The organism is Kaistella sp. (genome assembly GCF_041824135.1).
GTDB lineage: Bacteria > Bacteroidota > Bacteroidia > Flavobacteriales > Weeksellaceae > Kaistella.
Genome location: NZ_JBGZYM010000079.1, coordinates 1 through 18740 on the forward strand (window position 1 = coordinate 1; position 18740 = coordinate 18740).

Here is an 18740-nt window from a genome sequence, read left to right on the forward strand (position 1 = left end):
ATCCAAGAAAAGTGGAATACGTGAATCCTGGAAATGATGATTCATCTAAATCTATCTATATGATCTTGAGAATTGTTTCATCATCTATCAAAGAAGGATTGTCTCAAAGAAAAGCAGATAAAGAAAAATCTAAAGAAGAAGGAGAAAAAGTTTCAGCTGATGCTGATGCAGATTTTACTTCTGAAGCTCCGGCAGCAGAATAAGATTTTATCTACCCTATAAAAAAGGTTCAGAATTAATTTTCTGAACCTTTTTTGTGCTTTATAATGAATGATCTATTCTCATCTTTTTAAAAAAAGTGTCTATTATATCTTGAATTTGATATAGGTAATAGTTTTACCTTTCGATTCAAATAAACCTTCGTAATAGGTTTTAATTTCTCTCAACAGCGGAGTTTCTGGATCGAATTCTGGCGCGCCATAAATATCGTGGTTTGCGAACATAATTTCCTTACCTAAACCTTGAAGAAGTCCTAAAGTATATCCATGCAAAAACTCTGAATCAGTTTTTAAATGTATGATTCCATCTTTCTTTAAAATTTTCTTGTAGCGTTCCAGAAAATCGGGATGGGTCATTCTGTGTTTAGTACGCCGGTATTTGATTTGGGGATCTGGGAAGGTAATCCAGATTTCATCGACCTCATCTTCGGCAAAAAAGTGATCAATCAATTCAATCTGCGTTCTTAGAAACGCAATATTATTTAGGTTATTGTTGATGGCATCTTTCGCTCCGAACCAAAACCTTGCACCCTTAATATCGATACCAATAAAATTCTTTTCTGGGAAGGCTCTACCCAAGCCCACGGAATATTCTCCCTTGCCACAACCCAATTCTAATACAATAGGATTGTCATTTTTAAATACTTCCTGTCGCCATTTTCCCTTTAGATGGAAGTCAGCCAATGCCTCGGCTCTTGTTGGTTGAAAAACATTTGGCAGTGTTTTATTTTCGGCAAATCTTGCCATTTTATTTTTACCCATATTTTCGGAGATGTCCGCGAGACTTAGTTACTAATATTTAAATGTTGAGAAATGAAAAATTTCTCAAGAGTAATTTTGTTATGGATTATTCAAGGATACCATAATTGCTTTCTGAACCGTTTTTTGTGCAGCATATAGCGATCCACAAACATTGCTCGAAAATAAATAACTGCCTTTTTGTACGACAATTGAATTTTCAGACTTTGAGGGAACTGCTAATTTATAATTGCTGGTCCCTACGCCTTCGATTCTTACAATCATGTTGCAGTCTGAGTTATTTTCTATTAAAACGATGCTTTCTTTACTATTAGGATCATTATCAAAAAGAGAATTTAAGATATTGACTGTTTTATCTTTATGTTCATCCGAGGTTAAGGTCATCAATACTTTAAATTCCTCCTGTTCTGCATCATTTAATGTATTAGAATTTGCATACATCGCTTCTTGTGGAGCTTGGGAAACGCCATCATTATTTTGTTTGCGTTCTTCATCAAGTCTCTGTTGGTATTTAGCAATTTGCTTCTGTCTGTTGGCTTCTGAAATTTCTGAATAGCTAATTCTGGTCGAAGGTTTGGTTCTCAAAATCGCCATCTTTTTTTGCAATTCAGCAACTTTACTATCCGCAGGGTGTGCTGTCCTGATATATTCTTTGATCATTTCAATTAATCTCGGTTTCAAAATTAATCGTTTAGGATCATCTGGATGAGCAATTCTAAGATAAGCATCAACTTCATAGATACTCGTGCTGTGCATGATTTTGCTAAAATCTTTGCCTTTTCGTTGTGCTGAAAAATTAGTTAGAAAAGAAAAAAGTAGTAGGAGAAGTGAAATTTTTCTCAATGCTGTCATAATTTAATTTTTAAAAAATGCTTAATCTGTGAGTCCATTAAAAATCTAGAAATATTAATTTCATCAGTTAATTAAAATGTTTTAGCAAAGATAAAAATTATTTGCAAAAAAAGGTGTTTTCACGGTCAGATCGACTACTTAAAATCATTCATCAATTGTGAGTTTTTTAATCTCCGTTGATAGATCGGTAAATATTTATCGATGTAAACGCCAACTGCTTCATAATTGTTTGCTTTAACAAAAGGATAAATGTCATCTGAAGTATAGACGAACTGTAAAAAGTTCTCAATAAGATTCGCCGGAATTTTTAGATTCGAAAAATAAGCTTCCCCATAGTAGTTTTTAATATTGGTAACTGCAGAATTCATCCGCTCGTATTGTTGCGCACGTTCTTGCTTTTTACGCTCTCCTGATAGAATGTCATAGATACTTCCTAAACTAAAGGTAAGTCCGCCTCCACTCAAGCCGGCAACAGGCAGGACCGGCGAGGTACCGTCACCTTGAGGAGCGGGAAGACCAATCATCTTTTGCAGCTCATAGACTTTTTCTCCAGTTTTGAGAGAAGTTACATCTCTTCGGAGATTTCCGGTTGGTTTAAATTTATTAATCACCACCTCCTGAATATCGTAATAAGCGATCTTTAATTCAACAAAATTTTTATTGGTTGCTAGTTGCTCCGCGGTTACGGTCACATCTCTTCTATCCGTTACGATGGAAGTGAATCGAATGACATCTCCTGGTTTTGCAGGGATTTTAAAAGTTCCAAAGTAGTCTGTGTAAACAGTCTTTTGAGCCGTAATATTCGTTACGTACACTTGGTTAAGATAATAAACAGATATGTCTCTGATTAAAATTTCTCCGGAAAAAAACTGGGACTGAACTTTAATTAAAATAAAAAAAGTGAGCAGTAATAAAAGCTTCCTCATACAGTGCGCAAAATAAATGAATTTTTAGTAAATAATTCTTGTTTGGAGTACAAATCGTGGTTAAAGTTTGGTTAAAGATTGCAAAATAATGTTAATTGCTTTTAACATATCCCGCACTTCTCTACAACAAAAATCCCCGGAAAAATTTCCAGGGATTGTAATAATTAAAAATAAAGTGTTATTTTTTGATAAACTTAACTTTAGTTACGTCACCCTTGTTATCTACTACAATAATATATACTCCTTTCTGTAATTGAGAAACCTGTACTTTATTATTAACAACTTTACCATTATTAACTGCTTGACCTGCCATATTGTAAATACTGTAAGTTGCTTTGTCAGTAACTTTAGTAATATTCAATACATCAACTGCTGGATTAGGATAAACCTGTACCTGTTGTGATTTAGTGTCTTTTACCGCTAAGGTATTTTCAACAATACTTACTGCATAATCTTCAACTTCGCCATAAGTATAACTACCGCAAGGACTCGTTTGAACAGCATCTCTTAGAGCCACTCTCATCCCAACAGTTTTCGGTCCTACATAAGCATCAGCAGGGACAGAGAATTGCTCTGTTACAGGAGTTAATTTATCTGGAGATGTAGACATAATGATTTCGTCGTTATCAAATGTTCCACTTCTGTCAAAATCGATCCATACTATAACTGCTTCATTATATTGAGTGCCTGCCCATTTCTTAGAAACTGATAAAATATTATTACTGGTGTTGGCCATCAATTTTACAAGTCTTGCAGGATCCGCAGAATAGTTGGTGTAATTAGATGCTCCTGAAGTACTGTTTACCCCAGCTGCACCTTCTGCCGTAATTTTCACATTAGAAATAGATTCAAATGTAGAGTTTGTAGAAGTAAGCGTACAATACTGAACCATCAGTGTAGTAAAGGTTGTTGCTGCGTAGGCACCTGTGGTACCTGAACATACCGCTGCTACTTCAACATTATAGGTTGTACTTTCATCTAAACCTGTAATCGTATAAGTATTGGCTGCTACAGGAACTTCAGTCCAAGTAGATTCCGTAGAAGTTTTGTATCTTAAAACATAAGTTGCATTTGCAATTGGATCCCAAGAAACTTTTCCAGAATTTACAGTCATGCCCGTAACATTTAATCCAGCCGGAGCCGTACCGTCACATGCAACAATTGCAGATACCGTTACTGGAGCCACGGTGTAAAATACGTTTCCGATTGCAGAAATTCGCACTTTCAATGCAGTATTCGTTGCTAATGAAGAAAAGCTAAAATCTTCAGTTCCGTCATTTTCAGTCGATTCTGCAAGTACCGTCCAAGTTGCACCATTATCTGAAGTATAGTCAATTTTAACATTGGCTACATTAAAAGGAGCGGCATTGGTTCCAACTACATCCCAAGTTAAAGGACCTGGTGCGTTATTATATACTTTCGTACTTGTGATTTTGAAAGGTCCGTTGGCGCTAACAGTCACTTTCTGCAAAGCAGCTTGAGTTTGCTGTTGAGCCAAATCTGGATTATTATCTCTAACGGTTACTCTAAAGTTAGAATTTCTGGCAACAGAAGAGACTGCTTCCCAACCATTAGGATTGCTTAACACTCCAGACATTACTGTTTCGAATTTAGGGAAAAATCTGATCGGACTAGCTGTACCCTTAATTGATCTAAAGCTCGCTCCACTTGTTGTATTTCCTAAATTAGATTTACTAATCGCAGTAGTCGCATTGTCAACTTGTTCCCAAGTGTAGTTCAATGGATCATTTTCTCCATCAGTTGCCTGTGCGGTCAATACAAACGCAGTTCCTTTTGGAATCGTAACGTCTGCCATCGGTGTGATCACTGGTGGGTTATTGATCGTCGCAGTTTCTATATCACAAGTTTTAGATATTAAATTATTTTGTACCTGGATAATTGAATTGATATGGAAATAAGAATCCGAATGCGGCTGCACATCTGTATTCGGTCCTGTAATCCCGGCATAACTCATAATTGTAGATCCTGAACCTGGTTCTATATTTTGACCTGAACCTTCCAGACCATGAGAAAAAGTATGATTTGCTCCTAATTGATGACCAATTTCATGGGCAACATAATCAATATCAAAATTATCTCCCATTGGAATCCCATCTGCTGGAGATGTAATACCAGAACCTTTTGCTTTACTGCCAGAACCGGTAGGATTTATACAAACACATCCGATACAGCCCGCATTACCACCGCCTCCGGATGCTCCGAACATATGCCCAATGTCATAGGCATCATTTCCGATCACTGTTGTTAAGGTATTTTGTAATTCTACATTCCAGGCACCTAAACCAGGAGAATAAGGATCCGTAGCTGGATCTGTGTAAATTAACTGAGGGAAATCCTGAAGAATAAGCTTTAAAGCAAAGTCTTTTTCGAACACTCCGTTACATCGGGTTAAAGTCGCATTGATCGCAACTAAAGCCTGCGCAACGCCACCAAAATATTGGGTATATTCGCCGTTAACAGACATTGCAATACGCATTGTTCTGTATTTTTTATCAGAAGATTTACTAAAATCTAAAGGATTGTTGGTAAAATTACTACCTTCAGAATAAAGCTTTTCGATTTGTTTCTTGGTTAATGGTGCTTCGCTCGTCGCACAAACAAATGCTTTATCAGCTTCAGCTTTTTCAGTTTTAGGATGAACACCGTAGACTGTTTTATCCGCATTTTGAGGTTCGATAAATTCGTAAGCGCCCTTTCTGAAGACCATTGACTGGAAGTCATTTGGCGCTACAGAAAATCTAATATGCGCAGTAGGATCATCAATCCCAACTCCTACATAAGAACCTAATTGGTAGCGGTCTTGCAAAGATTTAACAACTACAGGTGCGCTGTATACTGCAAATCTTTCAACTTTACCATTAAGGGTAGGGATTTTAATTTCAACGGGAACGGCATTCTTACCGGTTTCTTGCGCATTGGCAAGTTGAGATCTCATCATCTTAAGATCCAGTGCATAGTAACTCTTAACATTGGATGTTGTTCGGATTTTCTCACCTTGCATTGATGTGGGGCTCCATTGTGCAAAAGCAGCCGTTGTCATCAATCCACAAAGTAAAGAAGTAAAAATTTTCTTCATAAGACTAATTTATTTATTAAAAATGATTAGCCAAAAGTAATTTTTTTTTACTGGTCTTCAAAATAATATTGACAATATTTATGATAATTTACAAAATAATCTCTATTTATTTTATCCTGTGATTCAATTATCAGTAGAATAAATTGATATTAAATGACAATTTTCAAATAGACTCAAAAGATTTAAGAAATTTTTAATAAAATAAGAGAGTAAAAAATAAGGACAAATTGCTCAATACAAATATGTAAATTCCTAAAAAGAGTATGCAACATTCCAGGAGAAACCAATATTGAATTTTGCTGAACTTTTGCCAAAACCAGGAACGATCATCGGTTTAATTTCATCTTGGGTTGAAGAAAAAACCAAGTATTTTGGTTGCGCCGTTGCTTCGATGTAAAACGGCGATTCGAACAGCTGTACTCTTCCACCGATATTCAGTTCCATCCATAAAGAACTTTGGTTAGATTGTGGAAATGCCTGCGAAACATCGCTTCCACCAAATCCACGAATAGGCACCGCTTTATATTCCTGTTGATAATATGACCCAGCTACTTTTCCACCGACAAAGAAACCATTCATCGGATTTTCTGCATCGTTGGCTAACATATATAAAGTTCCTAATTTAACAAATGGACCGCTAACCGACGCATCATAACCATTTTTCTGATAAATATTATTTTCGAAACCAGCGTCTGCAATCGCATACCAATTTCCTTTAACCTTAGATGAAACGAAACCCTGAAATAATTGACGATCAGAGAAAGCACCAATCCCAGCATTCAAAACATCGAAGCCGACTAAGAAATTAGGTGCATACTTCCATTTTACTTCCAGAGAATCTTTCTTCTTCTGAGCAAAAGTAACCGTTAAAAGAAAACTAAAAAAGAAGATAAAGATGCGTTTTGCTTTCATCGATAATTTGGGTTTGATTTTGTTCAACTCCTAACACTGCGTTGGGAACTTCCAGCTCCGTATTCACATTTTGATAGAGTTTTTTGATGCCACACGCCGGCGAAACATATTCTGAATCGGTGGTATAATTTATTTTGATCTCTGAATTTACGGCGGTTCTGGAAATGCCAACATACATTTTGGTAAAAGGAGTTTCGTCCACACGCAAAGGAATCAATACAGAATCTGTTTTTGAAACGGTTCCAAAAACGGCCACTGGTCCAACTCCATAATCTACAGCGATGAAAAGAGAATCCATGGTTTTCATTTTTCCGGTCGCTTTCGTCTTGAATTTTATTTTCACTCTCGGCGTAGCTTCACCACTGATACAGATATCATCATCACTTCCGCATGAAGCAAGCGAAAGGATAAAAATCGAAATAAAAAATATTTTCAAGAACTTCATCAATCAAATTTAAATAAAATTAAATCTTTACTAAAAGCGCAATATTCTCAACGTGATGCGTTTGTGGAAACATATCAACCGGTAAAATTTTCACTAATTTATAATGGTCTTTCATCAGTGCTAAGTCTCTCGCCTGAGTTGCAGAATTACAACTTACGTAAACAATTTTTTCAGGAGCGATTTTTAAAATTTGCTCGACTACTTTTTGATGCATTCCGTCTCTTGGTGGATCGGTAATTAAAACATCAGCTTTCGGATGTTGCGCGATAAATTCATCATTAAAAATTTCCTTCATATCACCACAATAGAAAGTACAGTTGGTTAAACCGTTCAATTCTGCGTGTTCTTTTGCAGCGTCAATTGATTCCTGAACGGATTCAATTCCGATCACCTGTTTTGCTTTTCGGGCAACATATTGCGCAATTGTTCCCGTTCCGGTATATAAATCGTACACAACTTCATGACCTTGTAAATCTGCAAATTCTAAAGTTTTTGCATACAAGTTTAAAGCCTGTTTATAATTCGTTTGGAAAAAAGATTTTGGTCCGATCTTAAATTTCAAACCTTCCATTTCTTCCATTAAAAAGCCGTCACCAAAATAAAGCTGAACGTCTTGATCGTACAATGAATCATTCTGTTTTGAATTGATACAGAAAAGCAAAGTTTTGATCTGTGGAAATTCACTCAACATAAAATCGAAGAGTTTCTGCTGATTTTCTTTCTCTTGACGGAACAACTGGAATAAAATCATCCATTCTCCTTTTGAATTCTGACGGAACATTACGGTTCTCAAAAATCCTTGTTGACCTTTAACATCAAAAAATTCTAAACCATTTTCTACCGCATGCTTTTTTATGGCCAATCGCATCGCATTCGATGGATCTTCCTGTAAGAAGCATTCTTTTAAATCTAAAATCTTACTCCACATTCCTGGAATATGAAAACCTAAAGCGTCTCTATTTCCAAAATTTTCTTCAGAACTGATTTCGTACTGAGTTAACCAACGCGCATTCGAAAAGGAAAATTCCATTTTATTGCGATAGAAGTATTGTTCAGCGCTCCCCAGAATTGGTACTACTTCAAAATCTTCGATTCCGCCAATTCTTTTGATGTGGTTAAAAACTTCGTCCTGTTTAACTTCAAGTTGTTTTTCATAAGAAAGATTCTGCCATTTGCAGCCGCCACAAACACCGAAATGAATACATCTTGGCTCCACGCGAAAAGGTGATCTTTCTACGATCTCAATCAATTCTGCTTCGAAATAATTTGATTTCGATTTTTTCACTCGGGCATTTACAACATCGCCAGGTACTGCACCAGAAACCAAAACAGTTTTACCTTCGTCTGTTTTACCCACAGAAACGCCTTTTGAACCAGCTGAAACCAGTTTTATATTTTCTAATATTATATTTTGTTTTCTCTTTCTCATTATAAATATTCTGACGGCAAAAGTAAGGTTTTAAAATAAAAAAACGGGAATTAACCCGTATTCTATTTTTCTAAGAAATTCAATTAGAGGACTGTTCATTAATTAGTTCTACTCAAATAGTGATCACGACTTCTCAAATAGAAATAACCCAAAAGACCAGCTGACATTAAAAAAGCCAAAGTCCAAAGATATTTTCCATTCACATCATTCTTAAATACATCCACAATCAAGACCACAGAAACCACAAAACTAGCTACCAAACCTACAACTACTAAAATCCTGCCCCATTCCAACGGAATACCAACGCTGGTAATATCAAAAGTGATATTAAAAAACGTAAAAATGAAACTCAATAAGATAAGCAGGTATAAGGCGTTTTGAGGAACTAACAATTCTTTTCTCATGAGGGTAAGTTTTATTTAAAGATAAAAAAATCCTACACAACAATTGTGCAGGATCAATATTTTAAATTTAGTAAAAACTATTTCGTCGCTGGAGCTGCTTCCATTGGTGGAGCAATTAAATCATTTTGCAAGGTTGCTTCTGGTGCCATTGGAGCTTTTAAACCAGTTAATTTGTCAAGAATCGTCACCAATTCAGGATCACCTAAATTGTAGAAGAACTTGCTCGCTACTTTACCTTCTTTGTCGATCATAATGAACGAAGGAAGTTTGAAACCATAAATCCCTAAATCTTTTGCAATTTGAGAATTCATGCCGCCGTCCGCGTAAACATTTGTTCCAGCCATTCCTTGTAACATTGCTTTGCTTGTTTTCACAAACTGATCTTTGGTATCATCTAAATTAACGTAGATGAAATCCATTTTCGATTGATAAAATTTGGCTACTTCTCTTAAAACAGGCACGGTCGCCTCATTGATGTAAGGATTCCAAGAAGCATAAAACATCACCATTGCAGGTTTTGCTTTGTTGTCTGTTAATTTAAAAGCGCTGCCATCTTCTTTTACCAATGGAGATGAAGCAATCGCTTCGCCCATTTTAGGACCAGAAAGAACAAATTGAATTCGCTCTAAATCTTTTTTGATTTCTGAATCTTTAATCTTCTCATTAATGATTTTATTAATCTTCGCTGAATTTTCTGGAGTTGTTGAAGGATTGATATCGCTGTTCGACATTACGAAAGCCAACAAATAATCTTTCTCTAACTGAGGCATATCTTTTTTCGTATCTAAAAACTGGGAGAATAATACAGAAGAAGTTTCTTCTCCTGATTTGTTATTGGCAGTGGCATACGTTTGAAATTCCTGACTCAATTTACCTAACAAATAGTTTCTGTAAATCGGTTGGTTTTTCAACATTCTATCGTTGTCTTTTTTTAGTTTTGCTTCAGCATCTGTAAAGTTTTTAGAAACTTTGAAATCTGCTTTTCCTGTTGCCTGAGCGTGATTCATTTCATACTGACTCATTAACCCAAGAATACTTGCATTCATTTCGTCTTTTTTCCACTGAACCGCGTCGCTGTCTGGAGAACTTTTCTTTGCTGCTGCATCGATGCGTTTTTCTAATTCAACTCTCACTTTTTCAACTTCTTTTAAAAAGGTTGCTTCATCTTTCGTTACCATTTCACCAACATTGATTTGGGTAGCATAGGTTTGAATTTGTGCTAAGGCTTCTTGAATAAAGTCGTTATTTTTTTTAGCATCACCACTCACTGTAAATTTGCCTGGGAAAGCTTCTGCCTGACCTGAAATATTCAGTTTTTGTCCACCTTTCAAATAAATCATTCCTTGTTTACCCGCATAGGTCATTATGTACATTCCGTCTTTTGGTGCTTCGAAACTACCAGCAAAACTTCCTTTGCTATCTACTCCGATATTCATTAACGGAAGAGTTGCCACTCCTGAAGCTTCTATAAATTCTATTCTTTCTAAAGGAGAACCACCGGCGAAATTACCCGTAACCTCTACTTTTTTAGAACATGACATTGCAACGAAGGCAACCATTAGCATAAAAAAATACTTACTCATCTTTATTGTTTTTTCTTTTATTGAATTAAAATTGATGAAACCGACCAAGTCGGTTTTTAAATTGCTGCAAAAATAAGGTTTTCACCGAGTTATTAAAAATATATTCTTAAGATTTGTGAAAGTTTAACAAAGAAAAACTGCCTTCATTTCTGAAAGCAGTATTTTATAATTGTCAAAGCAATGTTAGCCTTGATCTACATTCGCTACAAAGTACTCTCTGTTCATTCTGGCGATCACTGATAAAGTAATTCCTTTCGGACATTCTACTTCACAAGCGCCGGTATTTGAACAGTTACCGAAACCTTCTTCGTCCATTGCAGTTACCATATTCAGTACTCTTCTCTTCGCTTCTACTCTACCTTGTGGCAGTAGGGCGAACTGAGAAACTTTAGCACCTACAAATAACATTGCAGAACCGTTGACACAAGTTGCAACACAAGCTCCACAACCGATACAAGCTGCAGCATCCATCGCGTCATCAGCATCATCTTTCGGAACTGGGATTGCGTTGGCATCCAAAGTATTTCCTGAAGTGTTTACCGAGATAAATCCACCTGCAGCCATTACTCTGTCAAAAGCACTTCTGTCAACCACTAAATCTTTAATGATTGGGAAGGCAGCGCTTCTCCAAGGCTCGATGTGAATGGTTTCACCATCTTTGAACATTCTCATGTGCAACTGGCAAGTCGTGATTCCAGTGTCAGGTCCGTGCGGTCGTCCATTGATGTACAATGAACACATTCCACAAATACCTTCTCTACAATCATGATCAAAAGCGATAGGCTCTTGACCTTCGTTGTTGAGGTTCTCGTTGAGCATATCCAACATTTCGAGGAAAGAAGAATCCCTAGAAACGTCGGAGATTTTGTAGGTCTCAAACTGTCCTTTTGTTTTATTGTTTTTCTGTCTCCAAATTTTCAGAGTCAGGTTTAATCCTTTTTGTGCACTCATTTTATTAACTTTTTTGGAGATTATTTATAACTTCTTGTTTTAACTTCGATATTTTCATAAATCAAATCCTCCTTATGCATGGTTTCTTGATTGATATCATCTCCCTGATATTCCCATACCGCAACATACTTGAAGTTTTCATCATCTCTCTCTGCCTCACCTTCTGGTGTTGCGTGATCCCAACGGAAGTGCCCACCACAAGACTCTTTTCTTGCTAAAGCATCTTTCGCCATCAATTGTCCTAACTCTAAGAAATCTGCAACGCGGAAGGCTTTCTCCAATTCCATGTTCATTCCGTTTGCTTCTCCTGGAACTTTTACGTCTGCCCAGAATTGTTTTTTAACTTCTTCAATTTCGTTAATGGCTTCTTGTAATCCTTCAGGTGTTCTTCCCATTCCAACTTTGTTCCACATAATGTGACCCAATTTTTTGTGGAAATAATCTACCGTCTTAGAACCATTATTGGTCATAAAGAAATTGACTTTATCTTGAATCTCTTTTTCAGCTGCATCAAACGCAGGAGTGTTGGTCGCAATTGCTCCAGTTCTAATATCGGCTGCAAGATAATCTGCAATCGTATAAGGAAGAACGAAATAACCGTCAGCCAAACCTTGCATTAAGGCTGAAGCTCCTAATCTGTTGGCACCGTGATCAGAGAAATTCGCTTCTCCGATGACGAAACACCCAGGAATTGTAGACTGTAAATTATAATCAACCCAAACACCACCCATGGTATAGTGAACCGCTGGATAAATCTTCATTGGAGTTACGTAAGGATTGTCGGCAGTAATTTTTTCGTACATCACGAAAAGGTTACCATATTTTTCTTCGATCCAAGCTTTTCCTAAATCATAAATTTGTTGCTCGGTAGGATTATGAACATTTTTCTCAATCGCAGCTTCTTTACCTTTCTTCTGAATTTCAGTAGAAAAATCTAAGTAAACCCCTTCTTGAGTATCATTGTTTTCGATTCCGAAACCTGCATCACATCTTTCTTTCGCCGCTCTCGAGGCTACATCACGTGGAACCAAGTTACCAAATGCCGGATATCTTCTTTCTAAATAGTAATCACGGTTTTCAGGTGCGATACTTTCTGCTTTTAGTTTTCCTTCACGGATTGCAACTGCATCTTCGATGTTTTTAGGAACCCAGATTCTTCCTGAGTTTCTTAAAGATTCTGACATCAAAGTCAGTTTGGATTGTGCCACACCGTGTACCGGAATACAAGTTGGGTGAATCTGTACATAACAAGGATTTGCGAAATACGCTCCTTTTTTATGAATTTTCCAAGCTGCAGAAACGTTAGAACCCATTGCATTGGTTGAAAGGAAATATACATTTCCGTAACCACCAGAAGCAACAACAACCGCGTGAGCAGAATGTCTTTCGATTTCTCCAGTCACTAAGTTTCTGGCGATAATCCCTCTTGCTTTTCCATCAACGATTACTAAATCCAGCATTTCGTGACGGTTATGCATTTTGATTCTACCTTTACCGATTTGTCGGCTCATGGCTGAATAGGCTCCTAATAATAATTGTTGTCCTGTTTGTCCTTTTGCGTAGAACGTTCTTTTAACCTGAACTCCACCAAACGAACGGTTGTCTAACTGACCACCATATTCGCGTCCGAAGGGAACACCTTGTGCGACACACTGGTCGATGATGCTTGCAGAAACTTCTGCTAAACGGTAAACGTTAGCTTCTCTTGACCGGTAATCTCCACCTTTAATCGTGTCGTAAAATAATCGATAAGTTGAGTCACCATCACCTTGATAATTTTTAGCAGCATTAATTCCACCTTGTGCAGCAATCGAGTGCGCTCTTCGTGGTGAATCCTGGTAACAAAATGCTTTTACATTATATCCTTGCTCTGCTAAAGTTGCGGCAGCTGAACCACCTGCTAAACCAGTTCCTACAACAATGATATCAATTTTATCACGGTTGTTCGGCGAAACCAAGTTCATATGATCTTTATGATTTTTCCATTTGTCCGCTAAAGGACCAGCCGGAATTTTTGAATCTAATTTGCTCATTTTTAGAAATTTTAAATTTTAGATTTTAAATTTTAATGTCGATATAAAATTTAAAATTTATTGAGTTACGTAATGAAAAACGGCTACAAAAATAAAACCTGCAGGAATAAGGATCGAATACCAAGTCCCAATTGCTTTAATAACAGGAGTGTATTTTGGATGTCTTGCTCCTACCGACTGGAAAGAAGATTGGAAACCGTGTGATAAATGCAGCCCTAATAATACAAAAGCAACTACATAAAAAAGAACTCTTGCGATGTTCCCAAACTGTGCGTGAAGTTCTGGCCAATACCGTGCTTCATCACGAACATTTCCTACAATATATTTGTAGTCCATCTCATGCCACCAAAAATCATACATGTGTAATCCTAAAAATGCCAATACAACTAATCCTGAAATAATCATATTTCGAGACATCCAAGTTGAGTTCGCTGCTGATCCGTTGACCGCATATTTCACTGGTCTTGCATTTCTGTTTCTGATTTCCAGAACAAAACCCAATACAAAGTGAAAAATAACTGCGAAACCAAGAATAGGTTGCATCAAAAATTGAATTAAAGGGTTGTACCCCATAAATTCAGATGCAGAATTAAATGCATCTGGACTAAAAACTGAGAGTGAATTCACGAAGAGGTGAATCAATAGGAAAATGAGCAAGAACATTGCAGATAATGCCATTGCGTACTTTCTACCAATAGTAGAACTAGTTAATCCTGCCATAATTAATGTTTAAATTTGAAATTCCCACAAAGTTAGAAAATTGTGGCACCAATTGCACGTGACGAATGTCAGAATATTTTAGTTTGTAATCACTCTAAATAAGACAGATATAACAACTTCGAATCATTTGCTATAGAGCTCATATTGCTGACCTTGCAAATTTAATAAAGAAATATTTGATGGCACAATGATGACCGAAAAATTCTTGGTTCGTCGTGAAGTAAGATAGGGTTCTACAATATATTGTCGAACTTTTTCCTGACTGATGTTTTCTGAACAATAAAAATGCACCGACTGTCCTTCCTTAACGGAAATAATTTTTTCTTTAAAAAACTGATGAACTAAAACCTCATCCAATTGTTCAGCTCTGTAATTCAGCATGAATCGAAGAGAGACGAAAATTAAGACGAAATAAATAATTCGCGAGCAGTTTTTAATACTGAACTTTTGAATCGCAAATCTTAGAAAATAAAAGAGAAGATATAAAAGCAGAACTTCCAATAACGTTAATGGGATCATTCTCTGCATCAAAGAATCCGCGTCGGCGAAGAAATGAATTAACTTTAAAGTAAAAGTAATCAGTTCATCGTAAATAGAACTTAGCCAACCGAAACTAATGGACATTGAAATCAAAATTACCATTAATAGCGAAAAGACAATCACCAATTCAGCAAACGGAATAATCACCAAATTCGCCACAATCGAAACTGCCGAATATTGATGAAAGTAATAAATAACCAAAGGAATTGTGCCAAGTTGCGCAGACAAACTAATCGAAAAAACATTCAGCATAAAATTCTGAAACTTATTTTTCGCCTTCGGTAAATATTTTAAAATCGGCTGATTAAACCAATAGATCCCGAATACAGCTGCGAAGCTTAATTGAAAACCGACTTCAAAAAGTTGATTGGAATTTAAAATCAAAATCACAAAACCTGCCAAAGCCATCGAATGGAGCAAATCGGTTTTTCTTTGCAATAAAACAAAAGTATAATAAGCAGAAATCATGATGCAACTTCTGACGACAGAATTACCAAAATCGATAAAAACGGCAAAAGACCAAATTAAGAGAAGAGCCACAATTATTTTTTGCCGACGGTATTTTGGTGGAACGATAAAATTTAAAAGCAACAAAATCACTCCAAAAATAATCGCCATGTGCGTTCCAGAAATCGCCAGAATATGCATCATCCCAGAATCGCGGAAGTCGCGTACAGTTTCCTGATCCATTTCTGTACGGTCGGCGAGAATAATGCCTTTTGCGAATTCTCTACTTCTCTTTTTCAAATTGGTTTGATCAATCTTTGCCAAAGTTTCTGAACGCCGCTGTTTTACTTTTTCCGCGAAAGAAAGATCGTCTCGTTTGGCAATCTTTAAAGAATTAGGCAGATAACTTTGAAAGTAAATTCCTTTTCTGGAAAGATATTTACCATAATCAAACTGAAAATCGCTGTACGGTTTCTCGATCCGGTTAACATAAACTTCGCCCAGATAATAATGTTGATAATTTAATTCCGGTTGAGTTTTCGAAAATGAAAGAACACTTTTAAAATACGCTTCATCTTGCCAGGCGTCAATTTCATAGCGCCGGTTCTTCTCGTTGGAGTTGAGTTTTTTGGTGATTTTAAAGGTGATGGTTTCCTTCCCTTTTAATAACGGTAATTCAGGTTTTTGAGAATGTAGCGAATGAATGAAAATACCCGTGGTAAAAAAGAAAAAACCAAACAGTACAACGCGAAATCTATAAACATAAAAGCTTTTAATCACAACAAAGAACAGCGATAACAAACTAGTAATCAGTAAAATATAAACATAAATGTCAGAAAATAAAAAATAATCCTGAAGGAAAGCTCCAAGAACAAAGCAGATAAACAGAATAAATAAAGGTTCTTTGTGCAACTTCTTTTTCCGTAAAATTATCAACTTACGCTGATAAAATCACAAGTCAAATCACCCTTTAACAATTAAAGCTGCAGCTTCATCGCTCGCTCCTTTTCCTCCTAATTTTATTCGAAGGTTTTTAAAGTTCGCCAACATCTCCTCTCTTCTTTCCCCTTCCAGAATTGAGTTTAATTCTTTGATCAAATTCTTGGTGTTCAAATCGCTTTGAATTAATTCGGTCACTATTTCCTGATCCATAATTAAATTGACGAGAGAAATGTATTTGATATTTTTCACCACCCGTTTTCCAATCTCATAAGAAATGGTACTGCTTCGATAACAAACGACTTCAGGAATATTGAGAAGTGCAGTTTCTAAAGTTGCCGTTCCCGAAGTAACCAACGCCGCTTTTGAACATCTCAATAGATCATAAGTTTTATTGGAAACGAAATGAACATTTTCATCAACGTATCTTTGATAAAACTCTTTCGGTAAACTTGGCGCTCCTGCAATGACAAACTGATACTCCTTAAAATGAGGACGAACGGAAAGCATTAACTCCAGCATTTTCGTCACTTCCTGTTCACGGGAACCTGGTAAAAGTGCGATGATATCTTTTTCGTTTAAGTTGTGGTCATTTTTAAATTCCTCAATATTAATTTCCGGTAAATCAGAAATAGCATCTAATAAAGGATGTCCCACAAAATGCGCTTCTACTTGATGCTTCTTATAAAAATCCTTTTCAAAAGGAAGTATCACCAACATTTCATCGACGAACTTTTTGATTTTTTCTACACGACCTTCTTTCCACGCCCAAAGTTGCGGTGAAATATAATAGACGACTTTTATTCCTAAACTTTTTGCAAACTCAGCGATCCTTAAATTAAAACCTGGATAATCAACCAAAATCAAAACATCAGGTTGATTGCTCTTCAGATCTTCTTTACAAAATTTAATATTTTTCAGAATCGTTCTCAAATTTTTAGCAACCTCCAAAAAACCCATAAAGGCCAGATCTTTGTAATGCTTCACCGGCTCAAATCCAGCAACTTCTGTCATCAAATCTCCACCCCAAAACCGAAACTCTGCGTTGGAATCCGTCTTGAGAAGCGATTTCATTAAATTGGAAGCGTGCAAATCTCCAGATGCTTCTCCAGCAATGATGTAATATTTCAATTGATATTTTGGATTTTGATCTTAGATTTTAGATTTCGCAACCGTCCATTTAAAATCGATTATTTACCTTAATTTTGTTCAAAGATAAAATAAAAAAATGTCTGATTTAGAAATAAAAAATAAAATAGCCGAAAGCGGACTGGTCAATTTCGACCTCGCACAGTTGCTTCCAAAAGGCAAACGAATCGGCATCGATTTGAAAGATTTCCTCTTCCAAGAATTAATCTTAAAAGAAAAAGATTTCCGTGAAAAAGTAGATCTTATCAATATTGAAGAATACGAAGATGCATACATTTATATTTATAATTCTGCAGATGCGATCGTTCCACTATGGGCTTATTTTCTAATTACAGCAAAGCTGACCGACGGTGCAAAAAAAATCGTCTTCGGAAATAAACAAGATCTGGAAGTTCTGTTAATGCATACTGCAATTCAGACATACGACTTCTCAGAATTAATGGGCAAAAGAGTTTTGGTAAAAGGATGCAGTGATCAAACGATTCCAGAAAACGCGTATATTGAACTGGTTGAACAACTGAAACCACTGGTAAAATCATTGATGTTCGGTGAAGCTTGTTCCAACGTTCCCATCTTTAAAAATTAAATATTTCAAAAAAATTGGACTATTTTTTGCTAACTTTGATTGTCAATTTTTAATAACATAAAACAAAAACACTATGAGTTTAATAGACCTATTAACAGGCAGCGCCGGAAATCAAGTCGCTTCAGAAGCCGAAAACAAATTCGGAATCAGCAAAAATCAAGTAATCGCTTTATTGGCAGTTGCCGCCCCATTGGTTATTTCTTATTTAAGAAAAAAATCACAGGAAAGCAGTAATGAAGCCGAAGCTTTGAACAATGCGCTCGACAAAGATCACGACGGAAGTATCTTAAACGATCCATCTCAAGCAACGGCCAGACAACAGGAAGGCGGTTCTATTTTAGATCATGTTTTTGGAGGTCAAAAAGCAAGTGTAGAAAATCAGTTATCTCAGAATACTGGTATCTCAATGGATAAAATTGGTCCCATCTTAGCGATGTTAGCACCATTGATCATGGGATATATCGGAAAGGAAAAACAATCAAACGGAGTTACTTCTGGTGGAGGTTTAGGAGATTTGTTAGGTGGAATTTTGGGGAATGCTCAAAATCAAGCTCAAGCTCATTCTTCAAATCCATTAAATGATATTTTAGGAAGTGTTCTTGGCGGTGGTCAACAGCAATCATCAGGAAATCCACTAAACGACATTTTAGGTAGCGTTCTTGGTGGTGGTAGTCAACAGCAGCAATCTCAAGGTGGTTTGGGTGGACTTCTAGGAAGCATCTTAGGCGGAAAATAAATCTCCCTAATTGA

16 protein-coding genes and 1 pseudogene are annotated in these 18740 nt (G+C 36.4%); 3 read left to right on the forward strand and 14 right to left on the reverse strand.

Features of this window, described 5'->3' with window-relative positions:
• Positions 1 to 203: pseudogene (locus tag ACEYOS_RS09240) on the forward strand (30S ribosomal protein S2); the annotation flags it as partial.
• A 102-nt stretch (positions 204 to 305) separates the two neighbouring features.
• On the opposite strand, the gene trmB reads toward ACEYOS_RS09240, so the two are convergent.
• The 14 genes from trmB to lpxB form a co-directional block, all read right to left on the reverse strand.
• Positions 306 to 980, reverse strand: a complete 675-nt coding sequence (gene trmB, locus ACEYOS_RS09245) for a tRNA (guanosine(46)-N7)-methyltransferase TrmB (protein ID WP_373709871.1) — start codon at positions 978 to 980, stop codon at positions 306 to 308.
• Between the two features lie 78 nt (positions 981 to 1058).
• The gene (locus tag ACEYOS_RS09250; protein WP_373709872.1) at positions 1059 to 1829 is read right to left on the reverse strand and encodes a DUF6759 domain-containing protein; all 771 of its coding nucleotides are present in this window, start codon (positions 1827 to 1829) and stop codon (positions 1059 to 1061) included.
• Positions 1830 to 1963: 134 nt separating this feature from the next.
• Positions 1964 to 2755: a hypothetical protein gene (locus ACEYOS_RS09255; protein ID WP_373709873.1), complete on the reverse strand. Its 792-nt coding sequence runs from the start codon at positions 2753 to 2755 to the stop codon at positions 1964 to 1966.
• A 178-nt stretch (positions 2756 to 2933) separates the two neighbouring features.
• Complete coding sequence (locus ACEYOS_RS09260) at positions 2934 to 5852, reverse strand: reprolysin-like metallopeptidase (RefSeq protein WP_373709874.1); 2919 nt, start codon at positions 5850 to 5852, stop codon at positions 2934 to 2936.
• Between the two features lie 252 nt (positions 5853 to 6104).
• Positions 6105 to 6764, reverse strand: coding sequence for a DUF6048 family protein (locus ACEYOS_RS09265; RefSeq protein WP_373709875.1), 660 nt, complete (start codon positions 6762 to 6764; stop codon positions 6105 to 6107).
• On the reverse strand, positions 6730 to 7209 hold the full coding sequence (locus ACEYOS_RS09270) for a DUF6452 family protein (RefSeq protein ID WP_373709876.1): 480 nt from the start codon (positions 7207 to 7209) through the stop codon (positions 6730 to 6732). The genes ACEYOS_RS09265 and ACEYOS_RS09270 overlap by 35 nt, the downstream gene beginning before the upstream one ends.
• A gap of 19 nt (positions 7210 to 7228) precedes the next feature.
• Positions 7229 to 8638, reverse strand: a complete 1410-nt coding sequence (gene rlmD / locus ACEYOS_RS09275) for a 23S rRNA (uracil(1939)-C(5))-methyltransferase RlmD (protein ID WP_373797564.1) — start codon at positions 8636 to 8638, stop codon at positions 7229 to 7231.
• Between the two features lie 98 nt (positions 8639 to 8736).
• Positions 8737 to 9042, reverse strand: a complete 306-nt coding sequence (locus ACEYOS_RS09280; protein WP_373709878.1) for a hypothetical protein — start codon at positions 9040 to 9042, stop codon at positions 8737 to 8739.
• Positions 9043 to 9119: 77 nt separating this feature from the next.
• On the reverse strand, positions 9120 to 10625 hold the full coding sequence (locus ACEYOS_RS09285) for a TlpA family protein disulfide reductase (protein ID WP_373709879.1): 1506 nt from the start codon (positions 10623 to 10625) through the stop codon (positions 9120 to 9122).
• A gap of 183 nt (positions 10626 to 10808) precedes the next feature.
• Positions 10809 to 11576: a succinate dehydrogenase/fumarate reductase iron-sulfur subunit gene (locus tag ACEYOS_RS09290; RefSeq protein WP_373739238.1), complete on the reverse strand. Its 768-nt coding sequence runs from the start codon at positions 11574 to 11576 to the stop codon at positions 10809 to 10811.
• A 20-nt stretch (positions 11577 to 11596) separates the two neighbouring features.
• Positions 11597 to 13609 (reverse strand): fumarate reductase/succinate dehydrogenase flavoprotein subunit, encoded by a 2013-nt coding sequence (locus ACEYOS_RS09295; RefSeq protein ID WP_373739237.1) that lies wholly within the window; start codon positions 13607 to 13609, stop codon positions 11597 to 11599.
• Positions 13610 to 13666: 57 nt separating this feature from the next.
• Positions 13667 to 14329, reverse strand: a complete 663-nt coding sequence (locus ACEYOS_RS09300) for a succinate dehydrogenase cytochrome b subunit (RefSeq protein WP_373709011.1) — start codon at positions 14327 to 14329, stop codon at positions 13667 to 13669.
• Between the two features lie 123 nt (positions 14330 to 14452).
• Complete coding sequence (locus ACEYOS_RS09305) at positions 14453 to 16228, reverse strand: ComEC/Rec2 family competence protein (RefSeq protein WP_373709010.1); 1776 nt, start codon at positions 16226 to 16228, stop codon at positions 14453 to 14455.
• 51 nt (positions 16229 to 16279) lie between these two features.
• The gene (gene lpxB, locus ACEYOS_RS09310; protein ID WP_373709009.1) at positions 16280 to 17386 is read right to left on the reverse strand and encodes a lipid-A-disaccharide synthase; all 1107 of its coding nucleotides are present in this window, start codon (positions 17384 to 17386) and stop codon (positions 16280 to 16282) included.
• 97 nt (positions 17387 to 17483) lie between these two features.
• Between lpxB and ACEYOS_RS09315 the strand changes: the two genes are divergently transcribed.
• Positions 17484 to 17990, forward strand: coding sequence for a DUF2480 family protein (locus ACEYOS_RS09315; RefSeq protein ID WP_373709008.1), 507 nt, complete (start codon positions 17484 to 17486; stop codon positions 17988 to 17990).
• A 73-nt stretch (positions 17991 to 18063) separates the two neighbouring features.
• A complete protein-coding gene (locus ACEYOS_RS09320; RefSeq protein WP_373709007.1) occupies positions 18064 to 18726 on the forward strand; it encodes a DUF937 domain-containing protein in 663 nt (220 codons plus the stop codon).
• The last annotated feature ends 14 nt before the right edge of the window (positions 18727 to 18740 follow it).

Bases quoted from the DNA above. Each gene is read 5' to 3' on its own strand.
- rlmD (WP_373797564.1), bottom strand. From the start codon at position 8,638: ATGAGAAAGAGAAAACAAAATATAATATTAGAAAATATAAAACTGGTT.
- ACEYOS_RS09280 (WP_373709878.1), bottom strand. From the start codon at position 9,042: ATGAGAAAAGAATTGTTAGTTCCTCAAAACGCCTTATACCTGCTTATC.
- ACEYOS_RS09295 (WP_373739237.1), bottom strand. From the start codon at position 13,609: ATGAGCAAATTAGATTCAAAAATTCCGGCTGGTCCTTTAGCGGACAAA.
- ACEYOS_RS09250 (WP_373709872.1), bottom strand. From the start codon at position 1,829: ATGACAGCATTGAGAAAAATTTCACTTCTCCTACTACTTTTTTCTTTT.
- ACEYOS_RS09300 (WP_373709011.1), bottom strand. From the start codon at position 14,329: ATGGCAGGATTAACTAGTTCTACTATTGGTAGAAAGTACGCAATGGCA.
- ACEYOS_RS09320 (WP_373709007.1), top strand. From the start codon at position 18,064: ATGAGTTTAATAGACCTATTAACAGGCAGCGCCGGAAATCAAGTCGCT.
- ACEYOS_RS09290 (WP_373739238.1), bottom strand. From the start codon at position 11,576: ATGAGTGCACAAAAAGGATTAAACCTGACTCTGAAAATTTGGAGACAG.
- ACEYOS_RS09270 (WP_373709876.1), bottom strand. From the start codon at position 7,209: ATGAAGTTCTTGAAAATATTTTTTATTTCGATTTTTATCCTTTCGCTT.
- ACEYOS_RS09265 (WP_373709875.1), bottom strand. From the start codon at position 6,764: ATGAAAGCAAAACGCATCTTTATCTTCTTTTTTAGTTTTCTTTTAACG.
- ACEYOS_RS09315 (WP_373709008.1), top strand. From the start codon at position 17,484: ATGTCTGATTTAGAAATAAAAAATAAAATAGCCGAAAGCGGACTGGTC.
- ACEYOS_RS09285 (WP_373709879.1), bottom strand. From the start codon at position 10,625: ATGAGTAAGTATTTTTTTATGCTAATGGTTGCCTTCGTTGCAATGTCA.
- trmB (WP_373709871.1), bottom strand. From the start codon at position 980: ATGGGTAAAAATAAAATGGCAAGATTTGCCGAAAATAAAACACTGCCA.
- ACEYOS_RS09260 (WP_373709874.1), bottom strand. From the start codon at position 5,852: ATGAAGAAAATTTTTACTTCTTTACTTTGTGGATTGATGACAACGGCT.
- ACEYOS_RS09255 (WP_373709873.1), bottom strand. From the start codon at position 2,755: ATGAGGAAGCTTTTATTACTGCTCACTTTTTTTATTTTAATTAAAGTT.